Source organism: Dactylosporangium sp. CA-233914 (assembly GCF_050942935.1).
GTDB lineage: Bacteria > Actinomycetota > Actinomycetes > Mycobacteriales > Micromonosporaceae > Dactylosporangium.
The window spans coordinates 8,800,544-8,820,925 of the sequence record NZ_CP192030.1; the positions used below are offsets into that span (position 1 = coordinate 8,800,544).

The following is a 20,382-nucleotide window of genomic DNA, read 5'->3' on the forward strand; positions in this document are numbered from 1 at the left end:
GGTGAGCCTGGCATTCACCACCGCCGCCCTGCCCCGCGCGATCCCGCGGGGGGAACGCGAGCGCGGGCGGCTGGGCGAACCGGCGGCTGTTCGGTCAGACTGATCCGATGACGGAACCGATCACCCCGGACGACGCGCGCCTGTGGCTGGAGGACGTCGAGGGCGAACGGGCGCTCGACTGGGTCCGCGAGCGCAACGCCGAGACGGTCGCGGCGCTGACCGGCAATGATCGCTTCACCGAGCTCGACGAGGGCATCCGCGCCGTCCTCGACGCCGACGACCGCATCCCGATGATCGCCTGGCACGGCGAGCGGGTCTACAACCTGTGGAAGGACGGCGAGCACAAGCGGGGCCTGTGGCGGCGCACGACCCTGGAGTCGTACCGCACCGGGCAGCCGGACTGGCAGAGCGTGCTGGACCTCGACGCGCTCGCCGAGGCCGAGGGGGAGAACTGGGTGTGGCAGGGCGCGACGTTCCTGCGCACCGGACCGCTGGCCGGCGAGCACCGCTGCCTGGTCTCGCTCTCCCGCGGTGGCGCCGACGCGGCCGTGGTGCGCGAATTCGACCTCGACGCGGGCGAGTTCGTCAAGGACGGCTTCACCCTGCCCGAGGCGAAGAGCAGCGTGAGCTGGATCGACGCCGACTCGGTCTACGTCGGCACCGACACCGGCCCCGGCTCCATGACCACGTCCGGCTACCCGCGCCAGGTGCGCGTGTGGCGGCGCGGCACCCCGGTCGCCGACGCCCCGGTCGTGTTCTCCGGCTCCCCCGACGACGTGTCGGTGAGCATCACCACCGACCCGTCCGGGCCGGGCCACCGCGCGATCGTCCGGCAGGCCACGGACTTCTTCCACTGGCGGCGCCACCTGCGCACCGGCGACGCGCTCACCGAGCTCGACGTCCCCCACGACGCCGGCGTCTCCGTGCACCGCGAGTGGCTGCTGGTGCGGGTGCGCACCGACTGGGAGGTGGGCGGGTCCACGCACCCGGCCGGTTCGCTGCTGATCGCGCCGCTGGAGTCGTACCTCGCCGGCGAGCGCGACCTCACGGTGCTGTTCAGCCCCGACCCGCACACGTCGCTGAGCTACGCGGAGTGGACCCGCACCGGGCTGATCCTGGTGCTGCTGGCCGACGTGCGCAGCCGCCTGGAGCTGCTGTCGCACTCCGGCGGCGAATGGCACCGCACGGTGCTGGGCAGCGAGCTCGGCCAGACCGACGTGTGGCACACGAACAAGGACAGCGATGAGCAGTACCTGCTGCTGTCCAGCGGCTTCACGCTCCCGCCGACGCTGCGCCACGGCGACCTCGCCGCCCCCGCGCAGCCGCCCACGATCCTCAAGCAGGGCCCGGCGTACTTCCCGGCCGAGGGCATCGAGACCCGCCAGTTCTTCGCGACCTCCGCCGACGGGACCCAGATCCCGTACTTCGTGGTCGGCCGCCCCGACGCCGGCCCAAGCCCGACGCTGCTGTCCGGATACGGCGGCTTCGAGGTCTCGCGCGTGCCGGCGTACAACTCGATCGTCGGGCGCGGCTGGCTCGCCCGCGGCGGCACCTACGTGGTGGCGAACATCCGCGGCGGCGGCGAGTACGGCCCGGCCTGGCACCGGGCCGCCCTGCGGGAGAAGCGCCCGCGCGCCTACGAGGACTTCGCCGCCGTCGCCGCGGACCTCGTCGAGCGCGGCGTCACCACCCGCGAGCGGCTCGGCGCCGAGGGTGGCTCCAACGGTGGCCTGCTCATGGGCGTGATGCTGACCCGCTACCCGGAGCTCTTCGGCGCGATCGTCTGCGCGGTGCCGCTGCTGGACATGCGCCGCTACCACCTGCTGCTCGCGGGCGCGTCGTGGATGGCCGAGTACGGCGACCCGGACGACCCCGAGGACTGGGCGTACCTGTCGCTGTTCTCGCCGTACCAGAACGTGCGCGACGCCGTGCCGTACCCGCCGACGCTCATCACCACCTCGACCCGCGACGACCGCGTCCACCCCGGCCACGCCCGCAAGATGGTGGCCTTGCTACGCGAGCACGGCAAGGACGTGACCTACTACGAGAACATCGAGGGCGGCCACGGCGGCGCGGCCGACAACGCGCAGCTGGCCTTCAAGTGGGCACTCGCCTTCGAGTTCCTGTGGCGGACCCTAAGCGGCGGCCAGGGCTAGGTCATCGGCGGCGACGCGGCGGCGGGTGGTTCGCCGGTAGCGGTACACCTGGGCGGCGCCGAAGGCCCACAGGAGGTACTGCACGGCGAACGCCCAGCGGAACGCGGCGAGCGACGGGTGCTCGGCGCCGGGCGCGGTCTGCAGGTCCAGCAGCACGCCGACGGCGACGATGAGCACGATGGAGGCCGTGAACCCGCCGACGTTCACGATCCCGGTCGCGCCGCCGATGCGGTCGGCCGGGTTGAACGAGCGGGCGTAGTCGAAGCCGATCATCGAGGCGGGGCCGTTGACCGTCAGGACCAGCACCAGCACGATCAGCAGCCACAGCGGGGCGCGGCCGGGCCAGGCCAGGACCGCGGTCCAGGCCAGGGCGGTCGCGCCGACGATGCCGAGGACGAGGCTCGAGCGGTGGTACGGCAGCCGCCCGCAGAAGTGCCCGATGGCCGGCCCCATGACCAGGCCGCCGACGGTGAGCAGGGACAGCAGCAGCGCGGCGGTGTCCGGGGCGAGGCCCTCGCCCTGGGTCAGAAACGGGTAGCCCCACAGCAGCGCGAACACCGACCCCGAGAACTGCGTGACGAAGTGCGTCCACAGCCCCAGCCGCGTGCCGGGGTGCGCCCACGAGCGCTTGAGCCCCAGCTCCCGCCGCACGGTCTCGCGGACGACCTCGCCGCGCACGTCCGGCACCGCGGGCGCGCCGGCGGTCCGGATCGCGGCGCGGCGCGGCTGGTCGCGCAGCCAGGTCAGGACCAGCACGGCCGCCACGGCGCTGAGGCCGGCGGCGATCAGGAAGGAGGTCGTCCAGCCGGCGTGGCGCAGCAGGAGCACCAGGGGTACGGCCGAGCAGAGCGCCCCGAGCTGGCCCACCACGCCGGTGGCCTGGACCAGCAGGGGGTTGCGGCGCGGCGGGAACCACATCGCGACGATCCGCAGCACGCTGATGAACGTCATCGCGTCGCCGACACCGATGAGGACGCGGGCCGCGATCGCGGTGCCGATGTCCCCGGCGAAGGCGAAGACGAGCTGGCCGGCGACCATCAGCACGCCGCCGGCGACGAGCAGGCGCCGGGAGCCGAAGCGGTCCAGCAGGACGCCGGCCGGGATCTGCATGGCCGCGTAGACGGCGAGCTGCGCCATGGAGAGCGTCGAGAGCAGCGCGGTGCCGACGCCGAGGCGCTCGGCGGCGGCGACCCCGGCCACGCCGAGGGAGGAGCGGTGGAAGACGGCGACGATGTACGCGAGGAGCCCGATGCTCCACATGAGGTAGCGGCGCATAACGATCTCGACGCTATCCGTCGCCGAGGCGGGAAAGGGGTGACTGTGACCCGCCTCAACTGTGGGTTTGCAGACACCGCCTACGCTGTCGGGGTCTGCTTTGCCGTCCTGAGGACCGTCATGACCGAACTGACCGCCCTGACTGAGCGCCCGATCGCCTGGGAGCACTCGGGCGACGGCGAGTTCCCGTATCACGCGAAGGTCGACGGCCGCACGCTGACCGTCCGGGTCAACGACTTCCCGGCGGAGCCGCTGTACACCCTCATCGTCGACGGTGCCGAGCTCGCCGGCCTCGACGACTGGCCGCGGGCGTGGCGGCGCCCGCCGACCCCGAGCCACCTGCTGGACCTCGTGGCCCGCCCGGTGACCACGGATCTGCTGTGGACGTGGGCGCGGCGCGTCTGCGGCGTGACGACGGAGCACGCGGCCGAGGTCGCGGCCCTGCTCGGCCTGCCGGCCCCGACCCAGGACGACTTCGGGCGCCTGTTCGTCCAGCCCAGCCCGCCGGGCACGGCGTGGTTGCAGCTGTTCATGAACGACCGGGCGGGCCTGGCCTCGGTGGAGATCCGCTTCACGGAGCCGGCCCTGACGCGGGCGGAGCTGGACGCCTGCTTCGGCCCGAGCCAGAACCTGCCGCGGGTGCATTGGGACTCGCCGCACCTGACGGCCCACCGGGTCACCTCCCCGGAGGCCCCGCTGTCGTGCACGTTGTTCGCGTCCTTCCGCGAGGCACCGGAGCCGTCGGCGCGGGCCTTCGAGGTGTCCCTGCGCCGCGACCACCACTGACGCGCTAGCCGCGCAGCGCCGCCCGGATCGGGGCCGTCTTCGCCGCGGCCTCGGCGACCTCGGCGTCCGGGTCGCTGTCCCACACGATGCCGCCGCCGGCCCACAGGTGGGCGCGGCCGCCGGCGATCGCCACCGTGCGGATGGTCAGGCCGAGGTCGACGCTCAGCCGGCCGTGCCGGTCGTGGCCGATCCAGCCGCACGCGCCCATGCTCGGGCCCCGGCCGACCGGCTCCAGCTCGGTGGCGACGGCGATCGCGGCCCGCTTCGGCGCGCCGGTCACCGAGCCCCCCGGCCAGACGGCCGCCAGCAGGTCGGCGAGGCCGGCGCCGGGGGCCAGGCGGGCGCTGACCGTCGACTCGGCCTGCCACAGGCCCGACCAGCGGCGCAGCGCGAACAGCTCGTCGACACGGACCGAGCCGACCTCGCCGACGCGGCTCAGGTCGTTGCGCTCCAGATCGACGATCATCACGTGCTCGGCGCGCTCCTTGGCGGAGGCGAGCAGCTCGGCGCGGCCGTCGGCGGTGGCGGGGCGGGTTCCCTTGATGGGGCGGGTGATCGCGCGGCCCCCGCGGACCTCGACGAGCGTCTCGGGCGAGGCGGACGCGATCCACCAGCGCCTATCCCAGGAACGTTTCGCATCGCCGGATCCGGTGAAATCGCCCGAATCATCGAAACCGTGCGAACGGACGAAATCGGTCATGTTGCGCGAATCACCACGAAGGGTTACGCCGCCCGAATCGGTGAAATCGCTCGGACCATTCCGGCCGGCGTCCGGGGCGGGGGCGGAATCGCTGCGCACCGCACCGGAGAGGACGCCGCCATAACGCGCGCCGGGCAGCGACGCGACGCGGGCGAGGGCCGCGGACGGATCACCCGTGAACGGGGCGCTCGCGTGGCCGACGAGGTTGACCACGTACACGTCGCCGCGGGCGATCGCGCGGCGGACCGACTCCACCGCCGCGGCGTGCTCCGCCTCGCTCCACGACGGTGTCCACATTCCGACAGTTCCCGGCTTCGCCCCCGGAACACGGTCGCGGGGCGGGCCGTGGGTATAGGCGACAGCGACCAGATCGGGCACGGAGGGTGCCGGTGAGGGGGTTACCGAGGGTGGCGACAGCAGGACCGAAATCCCACAGGTGAACGAATTGGTGACAGTGGGTGAGCCGGAAATGTCATGCAGGGGTACGCCGTGCGATGCTGCGAATTCGCTCAGTAATCGAAGTGGGTCTCCACCGTCGATTGCGTACCATTCGAGCCGGGAGCGCTCCCAAATATGGGCACGGCAAGCGTCGGGTAGCCCGGGCGGGTGAAGATCCACTGTCCCGGGTCCATACCCGACAACCGGCCGTAGTGTGCTCATACGAAGGGTGGATTATCCCCAAGTTGTGCCGTCACATGTTCGGAATAGTGTCGTTGGCCGTAGTAGCGTGCATCACTGGTCATGTGAACAACCGCACAGGCTTCAAAAGAACCTCTCAAATCGGAGACCCCCGATGCTCTGCCAGCACCAGCCCCCTTGTCCCACCGCCGAAGACACCGACCGCGAGGCCGCCCGGGTCGCCGCGAGCCACCCGGAGCAGGGCTGGAGCCTGCTCTGCAACGGCGTGATCATTTTCGAGGACACCGGCGAGCTTCTGCCCGATTGCTCCGTGATCGAGCCGCACCGAGGCCCGGCGCCGCACAGCCTCGTGGGCGCCGCGTAACCGTAACGTTCCGTAGTTACGAGGAATCACTCTTCGTAAGCGAAGGTCGGCGGGCACGAGCAGACCAGGTTGCGGTCGCCGTAGCTGTCGTCGATCCTGCGCACCGGCGGCCAGTACTTCGCCTCGCGCGCCGCGGCGCTCGGGTAGGCCGCCACCGACCGCGAGTACGCGTGTTCCCACTCGTCCGCCGTCACGACCGCCGCCGTGTGCGGCGCGTTCACGAGCGGATTGTCGCCGGCGGGCCACTCGCCCGCCGCGACCCGGTCGATCTCCGCCTTGATCGCGATCATCGCGTCGCAGAAGCGGTCCAGCTCCCCCAGATCCTCGCTCTCGGTCGGCTCGACCATGAGTGTCCCGCTCACCGGGAACGACATCGTCGGGGCGTGGAAGCCGTAGTCGATGAGCCGCTTCGCCACGTCGGCGACCGTCACGCCGCCGGCCCGGGTGATCCCGCGCAGGTCCAGGATGCACTCGTGCGCGACGAGCTGCTCGGCGCCGGTGTAGAGGACCGGGTAGTGCTTGCGCAGCCGGGCCGCCACGTAGTTGGCCGCCAGCACCGCCGTCGCCGTCGCCCGGCTCAGCCCGTCCGGGCCCATCAGCCGCAGGTACGCCCACGGGATCGGCAGAATCCCCGCCGAGCCGAACGGCGCCGCCGACACCGGCCCGACCGGCGCGTCCGCGGCCAGGAACGGGTGGGAGGGCAGGAACTTCGCCAGGTGGGCGCGGACCGCGACCGGCCCGACGCCGGGGCCGCCGCCGCCGTGCGGGATGCAGAAGGTCTTGTGCAGGTTGAGGTGCGACACGTCCGCGCCGAACTTGCCGGGCTTGGCGAAGCCCAGCAGCGCGTTGAGGTTGGCGCCGTCGACGTACACCTGCCCGCCGGCCTCGTGCACCCGGGCGCACAGCTCGGCGATGCCGGTCTCGTACACCCCGTGCGTCGACGGATACGTCACCATGATCGCCGCGAGCCGCTCCCGGTGCTGCTCGATCTTCCGGCCGAGGTCGGCCAGGTCGACGTTGCCGAGCTCGTCGCAGGCCACGACGGCGACCCGCATGCCGGCCATGACCGCGCTGGCGGCGTTGGTGCCGTGCGCGCTGGACGGGATCAGGCACACGTCGCGCTGGGTGTCGCCGCGGTCGCGGTGGTAGGCCCGGATCGCCAGCAGCCCGGCCAGCTCACCCTGCGAGCCGGCGTTGGGCTGCAGGCTCACCGCGTCGTAGCCGGTGACCTCGGCGAGCCAGCGCTCCAGATCGCCGATCAGGCGGTGGTACCCCTGGGTCTGCGCCGCCGGCGCGAACGGGTGCACGTTGGCGAACTCCGGCCAGGTGATCGGCTCCATCTCGGTGGTCGCGTTGAGCTTCATGGTGCACGAGCCGAGCGGGATCATGCCGCGGTCCAGCGCGTAGTCCTTGTCGGAGAGCCGGCGCAGGTATCGCAGCATCGCCGTCTCCGAGCGGTGGCTCGCGAAGACCGGGTGCGTGAGGTACTCCGAGGCGCGGCGCAGCCCCGCCGGGACCGCGTCGGCGCTGTCCAGCGCGGTGACGTCGACGTGCGACAGGCCGAACGCGGCGAGCACGTCGCGCAGGTGCCCGAAGGTCGTGGTCTCGTCGCAGGCGATGCCGACCCGGTCGGCGTCGACGCGGCGCAGGTTGATCCCGCGCGCGGCGGCGGCCTCGACGACCTGATCGGCCCGGCCCGGCACGAGCGCGGTGACGGTGTCGAAGAACGCCGGATGTTGCGTGGTGACCCCGCCGGAGCGCAGGCCCGCGGCGAGGCGGACCGCCATGTCGTGGGTGCGGGCGGCGATCGCGCGCAGCCCGTCCGGGCCGTGGTACACCGCGTACATGCTCGCGGTCACCGCCAGCAGCACCTGCGCGGTGCAGATGTTGCTGGTCGCCTTCTCGCGGCGGATGTGCTGCTCGCGGGTCTGCAGCGCGAGCCGGTACGCGGGGGCGCCGCCGGCGTCCTTGGACACCCCGACGAGCCGGCCGGGCAGGGTGCGCTCCAGGCCCTGGCGGACGGAGATGTAGCCGGCGTGCGGGCCGCCGAAGCCCATCGGCACGCCGAGGCGCTGGGCGCTGCCGACCGCGACGTCGGCGCCGATCGCGCCGGGCTCGCGCAGCAGGCACAGGGCGAGCAGGTCGGCGGCGACGGTGACGATCGCGCCCCGCTCGTGGGCCCGCGACACCAGCGCCTCGTGGTCGCGCACGGCCCCCGAGGCGCCCGGGTACTGCAGGTGCAGGCCGAAGAACTCCGCCGGCAGCTCCTCGACGGCCAGGTCGAGCACGCGCACCTCGATGCCGAGCGGTTCGGCGCGGGTCCGGATGACGGCGAGGGTCTGCGGCAGCACGTCGGCGTCCACGACGTACACCTCGGACTTGACCTTCGACGAGCGGCGCGCGAGCGTCATCGCCTCGGCCGCCGCGGTCGCCTCGTCCAGCAGCGACGCCCCGGCGACCGGCAGCCCGGTCAGGTCGGCCACGACGGTCTGGAAGTTCAGCAGCGCCTCGAGGCGCCCCTGGCTGATCTCCGGCTGGTACGGCGTGTAGGCCGTGTACCACGACGGGTCCTCGAGCACGTTGCGCAGGATCACCGGCGGCGTGTGGGTGCCGTAGTAGCCGAGCCCGATCATCGACACCAGCGTCCGGTTCGCCGCCGCGAGCGCCCGCAGCTCGGCGAGCACCTCGGCCTCGGAGGCCGCCGGCGGCAGCTCGAGCGGCTGGTGCCAGCGGATCGAGCCGGGAATCGCGGCGGTCATGAGCTCCTCGACCGAGGAATACCCGACGGTCTTGAGCATGCGGGCCTGTTCGTCGGTGGAGGGGCCGATATGCCGCGCGGCAAAACTCGTCATAGCCACACTCTCTGGATTTGTGGGGACAGGGCGATCGGATGCGCTCCCTCCCCCTCTGTCGCAGACTCCAGAGGTGCCAACCCGTCGCGGTCCTTTTGCCTGAGAGGTTCCGGGGAGGATTTGCCCCTTCGGCGCCGCTTGCGGTGGTGCGAGCGGTCTCTCCCACGCGGGTGTTGCCGGCACGCCTACCCTACCAACTGTGCAGGACTTGACCATCGTGGCGAAGCACACCATCTACTCGGCGATCGTCGGCTCCCGCGCGTACGGCCTGGCCGGCCCCGCCTCGGACACCGACCGCCGGGGCGTGTTCCAGGCCCCGAGCGTCGCGTTCTGGTCACTCGACAAGCCACCCACGCACGTCGAGGGCCCGCTGCCGGAGCAGTTCTCGTGGGAGGTCGAGCGGGCCTGCACCCTCGCCCTGGCCGCGAACCCGACCGTGTGGGAGTGCCTGTCCTCGCCCCTGGTTGAGCACGTCACGGACGCCGGCCGGGCCCTGCTGGAGCTGCGCCCGGCGTTCCTGTCCCGCCGGGCCGCCCGCACCTACGGCGACTACGCCCGCGACCAGCTGGGCAAACTCACCAGCGTCCGGGCCCGCACGGGCGAGGTGCGCTGGAAGCAGGCGATGCACATGGCCCGCCTGCTGCGCGCGGGCGCGCACGTGCTGCGCACCGGCGAGGTCCTGGTCGACGTGTCCGCCATGCGCGACGAGCTGCTGGCGATCCGCCGCGGCGAGCTGTCCTGGGACGAGTTCCAGTCCCTGGCCGCGTCGCTCTCGGCCGGCCTGGCCGCCGCCGAGGCCGAGTCGAAGCTGCCGGAGGAGCCCGACCGCGCCGCCGTGGAGCGCTTCCTGGTCGAGCTGCGGACCGGGGCGACACCGGCCGCCGCACGGCCATCCGCCGCCGCCCAGCCCGCGGTCCCGGACGACGTCCCGGCGTGGGCCGGCGAGGTGGCCGACGAGCACCCGTACCCGCTGATCTTCGCCACCGTGAGCGGCGCACACCTCTACGGCTTCGCCTCTCTCGACTCGGACCTGGACCTGCGCGCCTGTCACGTCCTGCCTCTCGACGCGGTCGTGGGCGTGATGACCGGCCCGGAGACGGTCGAGTCCGGCGGCGTGCGCGAGGGCATGGAGCTGGACGTGGTCAGCCAGGAGCTGGCCAAGTTCATCCGCCTGCTGCTCAAGCCCAACGGCTACGTCCTGGAGCAGCTCCTCTCGCCGCTGGTGATCCGCACCGGCGCGCTGCACGCGGAGCTCAAGTCCCTGGCCCCGCACTGCCTGACCCCCGAGCACGCCCGGCACTACCTGGGCTTCGCCGCGGGCCAGTGGCAGCTGTTCACGAAGACCGGCGAGCTGAAGCCGGCCCTCTACACCCTGCGCGTCCTGCACACCGGCATCCACCTGATGCGCACCGGCGAGATCCAGGCCGACCTGCGCGTGCTGAACACCCTGCCCTACGTTCCCGACCTCATCGAGGCGAAGCGGGCCGGCGAGCACGACCGGCTGCCCGCGGCCCTCGTCTCCCCCGAGCGCCTCGAGTCCGACGTGGCCCGCCTGACCGCCGAGCTGGAGTCGGCCCGGGGCGCCTCGAAGCTCCCGCCCTCCCCCTCCGCCGCCCCGGCCCTCAACGATCTCCTCGTCCGCGTCCGGCTCGGTCGCTGATGTTTACGGCCGGGCCGGGTGGGACAGCCTTCGGCTGCTTGAGAGAAACCGCCGGACGCCGGCCCGACCGTCCGATCGAAGGTTCCCGATGATCGACCAACCGTCCCCGCGACCGTCGCCGTTCAACCTGCCCCATTCCGAGCCGGCCGGTTCCGGGGACCGTTCGGTGGCACCGCCACGGCCGGCGGCCATCCGCTCGTTCCATGACGCGCTCGGCTTCGCCGGCCCGACCTGGCGGGTCGCCGGCTGGGGCAGCGAGCAGCTGCAGCGCGCCCGCTTCGACGCCCTGGTCCGCAACGCCGACTACCGCGGCGGCACCGTCCTGGACTGGGGCTGCGGCCCCGGCGACCTCTACTTCCACCTCCGCGACACGGACCTCCCGCTGCACTACAGCGGCATCGACCTCGACCCGCGCATGGTCGCGCTGGCCGAGTCCCGGGGCGTCCCCGGCGTCTCGGCCGGCGATGCCCCCGGCGGCCGCCACGACTACGTCTTCGCCAGCGGCATCTTCCAGTTCGAGGACCCGGCGGACCCCCTCTACTACCTCGCCATCCTGGAACAGGCGTACGACATCGCCGGGCGGGCGGTCGCCGCGAACTTCCTCAGCGCCAACCGCCCGGACACGGCCCGCGCCGCCGGCGAGCTCTACGCCGATCCGGCCGTCCTGTCCCGCTTCGCCGCCGCGCTCACCGACCGCTGGCGCATCGACCACGCCTACCACCCGCAGGGCGCGGACTTCACGGTCGCGCTGTTCAAGTAGGCGTCAGGGGCGGCAGCGGGCCGAGTTCACCTCGACCATGAGCAGCGACGAGTCGACGGCCTCGAAGTCGCTGCCCTTCAACGCCTTCAGGGCATCGAGCTGGGTGTTGCTCCATTTGCTGTCGTCGGTGCCGGAGAAGAACCACGGGGAGCCGTTGTCGGCCAGGATCGCGCCGTACGTCTTCAGCGCCTGGGCGACGGCCCGGGCCTGGGGCGGATACTTCGAGATGTCCACCGACGCCTTGAGCCGGAAGCGGGCGCCCATCGGCGGCAGGGCCGCGTCGGAGGCGGACGAGGCGGCGTGGCGGGCCGGCCAGACGAAGGCGTCGCGGGTCTTCGGGGCGGTGAAGCGGATCGCGTGGTCGATCCGGCCGGCCGCGGCCTCGTCGGCGCGCGGCAGCCCGGGCAGGATCGGCAGGCCCGCGGCGTCGGCCGAGGTCCAGCCGGCCTTGCGCAGGGCGTTGCCGCGCAGGTCGTACACCGCGCCCGAGCCCGCCCGCCAGCTGCCGTCCGCATTGGGGTGGGCGTCGTAGAGCTCGTACGCCTTGCACGCCGCGCTGTCGTGCACGATCACGTGGCGGTCGCCGCCGGCGTCCGGGCCGCCCTCGACGCGGGCGGTCTTCGGGATCGGGTACGGGCCCGGGTCGCTCTCCCCGGCGTAGGTGAACGTCACCTTGACCTTCGCCTGGCCGGCCGGGACCGGCGTGACCGGGATGCCGAACCCGGCGCCGAAGTCGGGGTGGGCGCGGGCGGCGGCGCCGATGCTCGCGACCCAGGCGGCCGAGTCGCGATGGACCGGCAGCTTGGAGACGTCGGCGTGCCAGACGTTGTCGGCGGGGAAGATGGTGCACCCTGCGGCGGCGCTCGCCGAGGCGGACGGGGCCGCGCCCACCGCACCCTGCGCCGCCGGGAGGGCCGACGCGTCCGCCGGAGGCGGCGTGGCCGGGGGCCGGGGCGCGGAATGCGAACATCCCTGCAGTACGAGCACAAGGAAAACGGCAATCGTCCGCCTCATGCCGCCGGAGGCTACCCGCCGGGGCGCGAGCGCCTCCACAAGGTCACCCGTGCGGGCTGTTAGCATTCCCGGCGTGGCAGACCGGCAGGGTCTCGGGCCGGTGCTCACCGTCCCGAACCTCATCAGCTTCTTGCGCCTGCTCGGCGTGCCATTGTTCCTGTATCTCTTCCTCGCCACCGACGCCACCGGCTGGGCGGTCACCGTGCTCGCCGTCGGCGGGCTCAGCGACTGGGTCGACGGCTTCGCGGCGCGCAGGCTCAAGCAGGTCAGCCGGCTCGGCGAGCTGCTCGACCCGCTGGCCGACCGGCTCTACATCCTGGCCACGCTCTTCGCGCTGACGTTTCGCGACGTCGTGCCGTGGTGGTTCACGATCGCGCTGATCGCCCGCGAGGCCGTGATGGTCATCGTGCTCCTGGTGCTGCGGATCCTCGGCCAGGGGCCGCCGCCGGTGCACTACGTGGGCAAGACCGCCACCGCGATCCTGCTCATGGGCTTCCCGATGATGCTGCTCGCGCACTTCAGCGAGGGGGCGCGCTCCTGGGCGCAGCCGTCCGGGTGGGCGCTGCTGTGGTGGGGCATCGTGCTGTACTGGGTCGCCGCTGTCTTCTACGTCATCCAGGCGGCCGTTCACGTCCGCGCGGGCCGGGCCGTGCAGTTCAAGGCCGCCGACTCCTCGTGAGCTCGCCGCGCCGCGACGACCTGCTGGGCGAGCTGTTCCGCAACCCGCTCGACCCCGGCTACGCCGCGGCGGCGAAGCGGCGCGGCGACGCGCCCCCGCCGAGGTGGGGCCGCTGGGTGAGCGCCGTCGCGATGCTGGCCATCGGGTTCCTGCTCGCGGTCGCCTACCACCAGGCCGTGGCGGGCGAGCCGAGCGCCTCGAAGGCCCGCGACGACCTCGTCGCCGACGTCCGGGCGCGCCAGCGCACCTCCGACGACCTGCAGCGGCGCGAGGCCGAGCTGCGCGCCCAGGTCGACCGGGCCCGCGACGACGCGCTCGCCGACAGCGACAGCGCGACCCGCCTGAAGAACCTCGCGGCGGGCAACGGCACCGGCAAGGTCACCGGGGACGGGGTCGCGGTGCGCATCGTCGACGCGCCGCCGCAGGTCGACCCGGTCACCGGCCGGACCGAGCAGGAGAACCTCGGCCTGGTCCTCGACCGCGACCTGCAGGACATCGCCAACGGCCTGTGGCAGGCCGGCGCCGAGGCGATCGCCGTCAACGGCCAGCGACTCACGGCCACCAGCACGATCCGGGCCGCGGGCGGGGTCATCCTGGTCGACTTCCGGCCGGTGACCAGCCCCTACGAGGTGACCGCGATCGGGCCGGCGGACATCGCCGGCACGTTCGGCGACTCCGCGACGGCCAAGCGGTTCAAGCGGTACATCGAGCAGTACCGCATGCAGTTCAGCGTGAAGAAGCGCACGAACCTGACCCTCGCCGGCGCGGCCGAGCCGCCGCTGAAGTACGCCAGAACTCCCGCACCGACCACGCCGGCCCCCGCGTCGGCGGCTCCCTCTGGAGGTCCCACGCGATGATCGCCGTGATCGCCCTGGCCATCGGGGTTGCGGCCGGCATCTTCCTCGAGCCCACGGTGCCGCTCGGGCTGCAGCCGTACCTGCCGATCGCCGTCGTCGCCGCGCTCGACGCGGTCTTCGGCGGGGTGCGGGCCAAGCTCGACGGCATCTTCGACGACAAGCAGTTCGTCATCTCGTTCGTGTCGAACGTGCTGGTCGCCGGCCTGATCGTGTATCTGGGCGACAAGCTCGGCGTCGGCGGGCAGCTGTCCACCGGCGTGGTGGTCGTCCTCGGGGTGCGCATCTTCGGCAACGTGGCGGCGATCCGCCGGCACCTGTTCCGGGCGTGACGCGGTGAAGAAGCCCGCCAACCTGATCATCGCGGTGCTGCTGGCCCTGCTCGGCTTCGCCGTCGCGGTCCAGTTCAAGGCCGGCGGTACCGATGCCGGGCTCTCCTCCGCCCGGCCGGAGGACCTCGTGCGGATCCTCTCCGATCTCGACGCCCAGCAGGAGCGGCTGCGCGGCGAGATCAGCGACCTCGAGGACACCCAGCGGCAGCTCGACTCCGGCGCCCAGGGCCGCGACGCGGCGCTGGCCGAGGCCCGCAAGCGCGCCGACGAGCTGGGGATCCTCGCCGGGACGCTACCCGCCGAGGGGCCGGGGTTGCAGATCGAGCTCGCACAGGGTACGGAAGCCATAAAATCCGAAACCGTGCTCGATGCGGTCGAGGAGCTGCGCGGTGCCGGGGCCGAGGCCATGCAGATCGCCGGCGCCGGTGGGCCCGCGGTCCGCGTCGTCGCCTCGACGTACTTCGTGGACGCTCCGGTTGGGGGCAGGCTGGTGGTCGACGGGACGACGATCGCCGCGCCCTATACGATCACGGTCATCGGAGGACCGGACACCATGCGGACGGCGCTGAACATCCCGGGAGGGGTCGTGGACAGCGTCCGGCAGCACGGCGGTACGGTTTCCGTGCGCGAATCGGATCCGGTGCACGTGAACGCGTTGCACACTGCCGGTGCGCTGCGTTACGCCAAGCCCGCCTGAGCCCTGCCGAGACGACCCCGAAGGACTTGACGTGATTCCCGAGGATCTGCGGTACACCGCCGAACACGAATGGCTCGCCCCGGCCGGTGAGGGCACGTTCAGGATCGGTATCACGCACTTCGCGCAGGACTCCTTGGGCGACATCGTCTTCGTCCAGCTCCCCGAGGCCGGCGCCTCCTTCGAGGCCGGGGCGGCGCTCGGCGAGGTCGAGTCGACCAAGAGCGTCTCGGAGATCTACGCGCCGGTCTCCGGCGAGGTCGTCGCGGTGAACTCCGCACTCGAGAGCGCGCCGGAACTCATCAACTCCGATCCGTACGGCGCGGGCTGGCTGGTCGAGCTGAAGGCGACCGACCCCGCCGCCGTCGGTGACCTGCTCGACGCCAAGGCCTATGGCGAACTGACCGTCGCCTGACAGTTTTTCACTCACCGCCCTGCCGCGCGTCCGGTTGACCGGCGATTTCGCGCGTGACTAGGCTCGCTCAGTCAACCGTATGCGCCCAAGGTGATTCGGTGCATCCGGCTGACCCCGACATACGACCGTGAGGTGGTTCGATGACGCGCCCAGACGACGAGTTCCCCCCGCTCGACGTCACGTCCACGCTCAACCTTGGCGCCATTGAGGATGCCATCGAGGGGCCGGACAACGACATGGTGCCCACCCGCATGTCGGGTTCCCTGCCACCAGGCACGGCCCTGCTCGCGGTGCGCCGCGGCCCGAACGCCGGCGCGCGCTTCCTGCTCGACCACGACGTGACCACGAGCGGCCGGCACCCCGACAGTGACATCTTCCTCGACGACGTGACGGTCTCCCGCCGCCACGCCGAGTTCCACCGCGAGGGCGGCACCTTCACGGTTCGCGACGTCGGCAGCCTCAATGGCACGTACGTCAACCGCGAGCGTGTCGAGGCCGCCACACTGAGCAACGGCGACGAGGTCCAGATCGGCAAGTTCCGCCTCGTGTTCGTGGCAGGACCGCGCCCCGACGAGAGCTGAGGCCATGACGGCGTCCGCGGCCGCCTGGAACTCCCCCACCCCGGGTGACGAGCTCACCCGGGGTGAGCGTCTCATGAGCATCGGCGAGGTCCTCGCGCACCTGCGCGGCGACTTCCCCGACGTCACCATCTCCAAGCTCCGGTTCCTGGAGACCGAGGGCCTGGTCGAGCCGCGGCGCACCCCTGCGGGCTACCGCAAGTACACGTGGACGGACGTCGCCCGGCTGCGCTACGTGCTGACCGCCCAGCGCGACCAGTACCTGCCGCTGCGGGTGATCCGCGAGCACCTCGCGACCATGCGGGAGCCGCTGACCGAGGTGTCCACGGCGGCACCGCAGGAGGCGCCCGCCGAGACCCGCCTCACCCGCGAGGAGCTGCTCACCAAGACCGGCCTGACCGACGCCGCGCTGAAGGCTCTCGAGGACCACGGCCTGCTCAAGCCGCGCCCCGGCGCCGGCTACGACGCCGACGCCCTCGAGGTCGCCACCGCCGCCCTCCGCCTGGCCGAGTTCGGGCTGGAGCCGCGGCACTTGCGGGCCTACCGGGCCGCGGCCGATCGCGAGATCGGCCTGTTCAGCCAGCTGGTGACCCCGCTGACCAGGCAGAACAGCCCGGCCGGCCGCGCCCGCGCCGCCGACACCGTGCACGAGCTGGCGGCCCTGACCCAGCGGGTCCACGCCGCCCTGGTCCGCGCCGGCCTGCGCGAGATCCTGGGCAAGTAGCCCTCGCGCGCCCGGCCCGCCGGCGTTCGTCCGCCGATCGCGGTCCGGTCGCGGCCCCCACATTGTGGTGCGGCGGCCTCCGCCTTGCGGGAGAATCTTAGGTAAACGGCACATTTCGTCCGCGGCTCTCCCTGGGCGATCTTCGCCACTCGGCACATCACACGGGCCTCGCGGGTGGCACGAGTGCGGTGGAGGCCGTGTAACGTGCAGGGAGAGGCAAGTCGACACGGAGGCGGCAGTGCGAGAGCTGAATGTGGTCGGGGTTCGCGTGGAGCTGCCTACCAATCAGCCCATCGTGTTGCTCAAGGAGGTCGATGGCGACCGCTACCTGCCGATCTGGATCGGCGCGGTAGAGGCCACCGCGATCGCCTACGAGCAGCAGGGCGTCAAGCCGGCCCGCCCACTCACCCACGACCTGATGCGTGACATGCTGGCGGCGTTGAAGGCCCCCCTGCACGCCGTCGAGATCGTCGAGATGCGCGACAACATCTTCTACGCCGAGCTGGTCATCGGCGACAACGTCCGCGTCTCCGCCCGTCCGAGCGACTCGATCGCCCTGGCCCTACGCGTCGGAGCACCGATCCGCTGCGCCGACCAGGTCCTGACCGAGGCCGCCATCGTCATCCCGGACGAGCAGGAGGACGAGGTCGAAAAGTTCCGCGAGTTCCTGGAGCAGGTCCGCCCGGAGGACTTCGCCGGCTGACACCCCTCCCGCCCCGCCGCGCTACGGCCACGGGCGGGAGGAGGAGGGGCCGGGCAGGCCAACCCGCCCCGGGATGCCGCGACACGGACGCCAGGGGCGGCACAAGCCCGGCTGGCGTAGCCTCGGCACCGGAGCGAGCGGCAGAAACGGGACAAACCAGGCAAGCTGCTGGGGCCGTTGCGACTTCTGGCCTTACGTTCCTTGGACGTAACGTCGTTCCCGCTGTTGGCCACGCCGCAGTGAGCGGCCGACCTTTTGCCCACCGGCGTCAGGCCGTACGCACGCATGGAGACAGGCTCACCACACAACCATTCCGCCGTGCCTTCGGTGGCGGGTGCGCCTCTCAAGGCGAGCTTCCACCGGCCAGGCTCTCGCCCGCCGCACCGCGGAACGTCGCTCCCCGCCGCGCCGCCGCCGTTGGCCACGCCGCAATGAGCGGCTACCCACCCTGCGTCAGGCCGTACGCACGCATGGACACACCGTCACTCGCCACGCAGCCGTTCCCGGCAGCGCCTTCGGTGGCGGGTGCGCCTCTCAAGGCGAGCTTCTACCGGCCAGGCTCTCGCCCGCCGCACCGCGGAACGTCGCTCCCCGCCGCGCCGCCGCCGTTGGCCACGCCGCAATGAGCGGTTACCCACCCTGCGTCAGGCCGTATGCACGCATGGACACACCATCGCTCGCCACGCAGCCGTTCCCGGCCGTGCCTTCGATAACGGGCGCCCCTCTCAGGGCGAGCTTCTACCCGCCGGGCTCTCGCCCGCCGCACCCTTGTGCGCCGTTGAACCTATGGCCTTACGTTCCTTCGGCGGAAACGTCGCTCCCCGCCGTGCCGCCGTCGCCGTTGGCCACGCCGCGGTGAGCGGCCGCCCACCCTGCGTCAGGCCGTACGCACGCATGGAGACACCATCACTCGCCACGCAACCGTTCCCGGCCGTGCCTCCGGTGGCGGGTGCGCCCCCAAGGCGAGCTTCTGCCGGCCAGGCTCCCGCCCCGCTGCGGAAGGCGGCCAGGCGGCGAACCGGCGGGCGGTCAGCGCGTTGACAAGCCCCCCGACGCCCGGCCTTCGCGCGGCCGAGGACCGAGTCGTCATACCGGAGGCGGCGGGACTGGGATCACGCAGCGGGTGAGCCGCGGGGGTGACGGACGGCATGGCAATCTGGCCGGGCCGGGCCGGGCGAGGACCTGGGCACACCGGATGGGTGAATTGTCGTCTTCGCGGGATGGTTCCGAGTTCGCGGGTGCTGGGCGGCATGTGAGCGGTATGTGAGCGGTATCCGTCTCCGGATTCGACCGGTGGGTGAGGTAGGGGCGGAGGGGCGGAATCCGGGGGCACCCGGGCGGGTGACGAGGGCGGATTCTGCTGCGCAGTTCGGTGAACGTGCTTGTCGAAAGCTCGGTGGCGGGTAGCGTCGGGCATGGGTCAACCGCACCGTCGGGGTGCGTCGCCGACACATATCAGTCGCCCGGGTGGGGCGCGCGCAAGCATTCGCGCCCCGACACGCGGCGTGTCGCGGCGTTACCTCCCCGCAGACCCTCAAGGTGCGCTATAGGGTTGCGGGTGTTGACGCTGGAGGTGGGTCGCAATGCAACAGCCGCCCGATCCCGGGATATCCGGTCATGCCACTGAGCACGCTCAGGTGAACCCCTCGAACCTCGGTTCCCGCACGCCCGCCGACCAAACCGCTGGCTACGGCGCCCCGGCGAGCAGCGGGACCAGCGCGGACCTCGGGGCCACCGGCATCTCGATCGCGGACGCCGACGACGTCGGATATCGCGGGCCGACTGCCTGCCACGCCGCGGGGATCAGCTACCGCCAGCTCGACTACTGGGCGCGCACCGGGCTCGTCGTCCCCTCCGTGCGGGACGCGACCGGCTCCGGCAGCCAGCGCCTCTACTCGTTCCGCGACATCGTCGTGCTCAAGGTCGTCAAGCGCCTCCTCGACGCCGGGGTCTCGCTGCAGAACATCCGCAAGGCGATCGACACCCTCCGCTCCCGCGGCGTCGGCGACCTCGCCGGCATCACCCTCATCTCCGACGGCACGACCGTCTACGAGTGCCGCTCCCCCGAAGAGGTCGTCGACCTCCTCCAGGGCGGTCAGGGCGTCTTCGGCATCGCGATCTCCGGCGCGTTCAAGGAGATCGCCGGCACCCTGTCGCACCTGCCCGCCGAGGCCGCCGCCACCGGCGAGGAGATCCCCGCCGTGCCGGCCGCCGCCGTCAGCAGCAGCAGCACCGAGGACCCGTTCGCCGCCGGGGACGAGCTCGCCATGCGCCGCGCCCGCCGCCGGGCCGGCTGACCGGAACCCAGGGCGCCACGACCGGAACCCACGGCACCACGACCGGAAGAACTGGCGCCCGACGAACCGGCTCGGCCCCGGCACGAGGCTGATCAGGGCAAACACGGCTGCCGTCCAGGTCATCGGTCACCCCCTCGGGTCGTAGGAACACCTTAGAACACGGGTACGACAAAATCCGCGGAACCGTCATGGCATGCGGAGTTCCGCCACGAAAACCGCCACCTCCTCGTCACGTCGTAGCGGCGAGGCGTCACGTCGTAAGCTGCGAGGCGTGACGTTCCGTGGCTGGCCCGCCGAGGCGCTCGAGTTTTACGACGGTCTGGAGGCGGACAACTCCAAGACGTACTGGACCGCGCACAAGGCCACGTACGAGGAGAAGGTCCGCGCCCCGATGACGGAGCTGCTCGCCGAGCTCGAGGCGGAGTTCGGCCCGGCGAAGATCTTCCGCCCGTATCGGGATGTCCGCTTCAGCACCGACAAGTCCCCGTACAAGACCCAGTGCTCGGCCTCGTTCGAGCGGGGCGGCTACCTCCAGCTGACCGCGGCGGGCCTGGCCGCGGGCGCCGGGGCGTACATGATGGATTCGGCCCGGCTCGCCCGCTACCGGGAGGCGGTCGCCGACGACCTCACGGGAGAGCGGCTCGCGGGCATCGTCGCGGACCTGGCGGCGAAGGGCTGGTCGGTGACGTCCCACGAGCAGCTCAAGACGGTCCCGCGCGGGTTCGACAAGGAGCACCCGCGGGCGGACCTGCTGCGGCACAAGGGTCTCATCGCCTGGCACCAGTTCCCGCTGAAGCCCTGGCTGGGCACCGCCAAGGCCCGCACCCACGTCGAGGTGTTCCTCCGTGGGTGCCGGCCCTTGCAGGAGTGGCTGGAAACGCACGCGCGCCAGCCGTGAGG

18 protein-coding genes, 2 pseudogenes and 1 riboswitch are annotated in these 20,382 nt (G+C 72.2%); of the genes and pseudogenes, 16 read left to right on the forward strand and 4 right to left on the reverse strand.

Annotated elements, in window-relative coordinates:
- Positions 1-107: 107 nt before the first annotated feature.
- Positions 108-2,156: a prolyl oligopeptidase family serine peptidase gene (locus ACQPY0_RS39380; protein WP_432972892.1), complete on the forward strand. Its 2,049-nt coding sequence runs from the start codon at positions 108-110 to the stop codon at positions 2,154-2,156.
- On the opposite strand, the gene ACQPY0_RS39385 is transcribed toward ACQPY0_RS39380, so the two are convergent.
- Complete coding sequence (locus tag ACQPY0_RS39385; protein ID WP_432972895.1) at positions 2,136-3,431, reverse strand: MFS transporter; 1,296 nt, start codon at positions 3,429-3,431, stop codon at positions 2,136-2,138. The genes ACQPY0_RS39380 and ACQPY0_RS39385 overlap by 21 nt on opposite strands.
- A gap of 120 nt (positions 3,432-3,551) precedes the next feature.
- On the opposite strand from ACQPY0_RS39385, the gene ACQPY0_RS39390 reads away from it, so the two are divergent.
- On the forward strand, positions 3,552-4,217 hold the full coding sequence (locus tag ACQPY0_RS39390) for a hypothetical protein (RefSeq protein WP_432972898.1): 666 nt from the start codon (positions 3,552-3,554) through the stop codon (positions 4,215-4,217).
- Positions 4,218-4,221: 4 nt separating this feature from the next.
- Here the strand turns inward: ACQPY0_RS39390 and ACQPY0_RS39395 are convergent.
- A pseudogene (locus ACQPY0_RS39395) lies at positions 4,222-4,830 on the reverse strand (chorismate-binding protein); the annotation flags it as partial.
- Positions 4,831-5,710: 880 nt separating this feature from the next.
- Here ACQPY0_RS39395 and ACQPY0_RS39400 point away from each other — a divergent pair.
- The gene (locus ACQPY0_RS39400) at positions 5,711-5,920 is read left to right on the forward strand and encodes a DUF5999 family protein (RefSeq protein ID WP_432972901.1); all 210 of its coding nucleotides are present in this window, start codon (positions 5,711-5,713) and stop codon (positions 5,918-5,920) included.
- Between the two features lie 26 nt (positions 5,921-5,946).
- On the opposite strand, the gene gcvP is transcribed toward ACQPY0_RS39400, so the two are convergent.
- Positions 5,947-8,772 (reverse strand): aminomethyl-transferring glycine dehydrogenase, encoded by a 2,826-nt coding sequence (gene gcvP / locus ACQPY0_RS39405; RefSeq protein ID WP_432972904.1) that lies wholly within the window; start codon positions 8,770-8,772, stop codon positions 5,947-5,949.
- A gap of 77 nt (positions 8,773-8,849) precedes the next feature.
- Positions 8,850-8,947: riboswitch (glycine riboswitch) on the reverse strand.
- 33 nt (positions 8,948-8,980) lie between these two features.
- Here gcvP and ACQPY0_RS39410 point away from each other — a divergent pair.
- The 3 genes and pseudogenes from ACQPY0_RS39410 to ACQPY0_RS39420 form a co-directional block, all read left to right on the forward strand.
- Positions 8,981-9,640 (forward strand): annotated as a pseudogene (locus tag ACQPY0_RS39410) (nucleotidyltransferase domain-containing protein); the annotation flags it as partial.
- A gap of 78 nt (positions 9,641-9,718) precedes the next feature.
- Positions 9,719-10,432, forward strand: a complete 714-nt coding sequence (locus ACQPY0_RS39415; RefSeq protein WP_432995542.1) for a nucleotidyltransferase domain-containing protein — start codon at positions 9,719-9,721, stop codon at positions 10,430-10,432.
- A gap of 166 nt (positions 10,433-10,598) precedes the next feature.
- Positions 10,599-11,192 carry a class I SAM-dependent methyltransferase gene (locus ACQPY0_RS39420; protein ID WP_432972907.1) on the forward strand — a complete coding sequence of 198 codons (594 nt, stop codon included), beginning with the start codon at positions 10,599-10,601 and terminating at the stop codon, positions 11,190-11,192.
- Positions 11,193-11,195: 3 nt separating this feature from the next.
- On the opposite strand, the gene ACQPY0_RS39425 is transcribed toward ACQPY0_RS39420, so the two are convergent.
- Positions 11,196-12,206: a hypothetical protein gene (locus ACQPY0_RS39425; protein WP_432972910.1), complete on the reverse strand. Its 1,011-nt coding sequence runs from the start codon at positions 12,204-12,206 to the stop codon at positions 11,196-11,198.
- A 73-nt stretch (positions 12,207-12,279) separates the two neighbouring features.
- Here ACQPY0_RS39425 and ACQPY0_RS39430 point away from each other — a divergent pair, with 73 nt between their 5' ends.
- The 10 genes from ACQPY0_RS39430 to ACQPY0_RS39475 all read left to right on the forward strand — a co-directional run bounded on the left by ACQPY0_RS39430 (position 12,280) and on the right by ACQPY0_RS39475 (position 20,380).
- The gene (locus tag ACQPY0_RS39430; RefSeq protein ID WP_432972913.1) at positions 12,280-12,885 is read left to right on the forward strand and encodes a CDP-alcohol phosphatidyltransferase family protein; all 606 of its coding nucleotides are present in this window, start codon (positions 12,280-12,282) and stop codon (positions 12,883-12,885) included.
- Positions 12,882-13,742 carry a DUF881 domain-containing protein gene (locus ACQPY0_RS39435; RefSeq protein ID WP_432972916.1) on the forward strand — a complete coding sequence of 287 codons (861 nt, stop codon included), beginning with the start codon at positions 12,882-12,884 and terminating at the stop codon, positions 13,740-13,742. Before ACQPY0_RS39430 ends, ACQPY0_RS39435 begins: the two co-directional genes overlap by 4 nt.
- Positions 13,739-14,071, forward strand: coding sequence for a small basic family protein (locus ACQPY0_RS39440; protein ID WP_432972919.1), 333 nt, complete (start codon positions 13,739-13,741; stop codon positions 14,069-14,071). The genes ACQPY0_RS39435 and ACQPY0_RS39440 overlap by 4 nt, the downstream gene beginning before the upstream one ends.
- Positions 14,072-14,075: 4 nt before the next feature.
- Positions 14,076-14,768, forward strand: a complete 693-nt coding sequence (locus ACQPY0_RS39445; RefSeq protein WP_432972922.1) for a DUF881 domain-containing protein — start codon at positions 14,076-14,078, stop codon at positions 14,766-14,768.
- 31 nt (positions 14,769-14,799) lie between these two features.
- Positions 14,800-15,180 carry a glycine cleavage system protein GcvH gene (gene gcvH / locus ACQPY0_RS39450; RefSeq protein ID WP_432972924.1) on the forward strand — a complete coding sequence of 127 codons (381 nt, stop codon included), beginning with the start codon at positions 14,800-14,802 and terminating at the stop codon, positions 15,178-15,180.
- Between the two features lie 140 nt (positions 15,181-15,320).
- Positions 15,321-15,761: an oxoglutarate dehydrogenase inhibitor Odhl gene (odhI, locus tag ACQPY0_RS39455; RefSeq protein WP_350613525.1), complete on the forward strand. Its 441-nt coding sequence runs from the start codon at positions 15,321-15,323 to the stop codon at positions 15,759-15,761.
- A 4-nt stretch (positions 15,762-15,765) separates the two neighbouring features.
- On the forward strand, positions 15,766-16,482 hold the full coding sequence (ftsR, locus tag ACQPY0_RS39460; protein WP_432972927.1) for a transcriptional regulator FtsR: 717 nt from the start codon (positions 15,766-15,768) through the stop codon (positions 16,480-16,482).
- Positions 16,483-16,720: 238 nt separating this feature from the next.
- The gene (locus tag ACQPY0_RS39465; RefSeq protein ID WP_223093836.1) at positions 16,721-17,185 is read left to right on the forward strand and encodes a bifunctional nuclease family protein; all 465 of its coding nucleotides are present in this window, start codon (positions 16,721-16,723) and stop codon (positions 17,183-17,185) included.
- Positions 17,186-18,924: 1,739 nt separating this feature from the next.
- Positions 18,925-19,482: a MerR family transcriptional regulator gene (locus tag ACQPY0_RS39470; RefSeq protein WP_432995544.1), complete on the forward strand. Its 558-nt coding sequence runs from the start codon at positions 18,925-18,927 to the stop codon at positions 19,480-19,482.
- 271 nt (positions 19,483-19,753) lie between these two features.
- A complete protein-coding gene (locus tag ACQPY0_RS39475) occupies positions 19,754-20,380 on the forward strand; it encodes a DUF2461 domain-containing protein (protein ID WP_432972932.1) in 627 nt (208 codons plus the stop codon).
- Positions 20,381-20,382 lie beyond the last annotated feature (2 nt).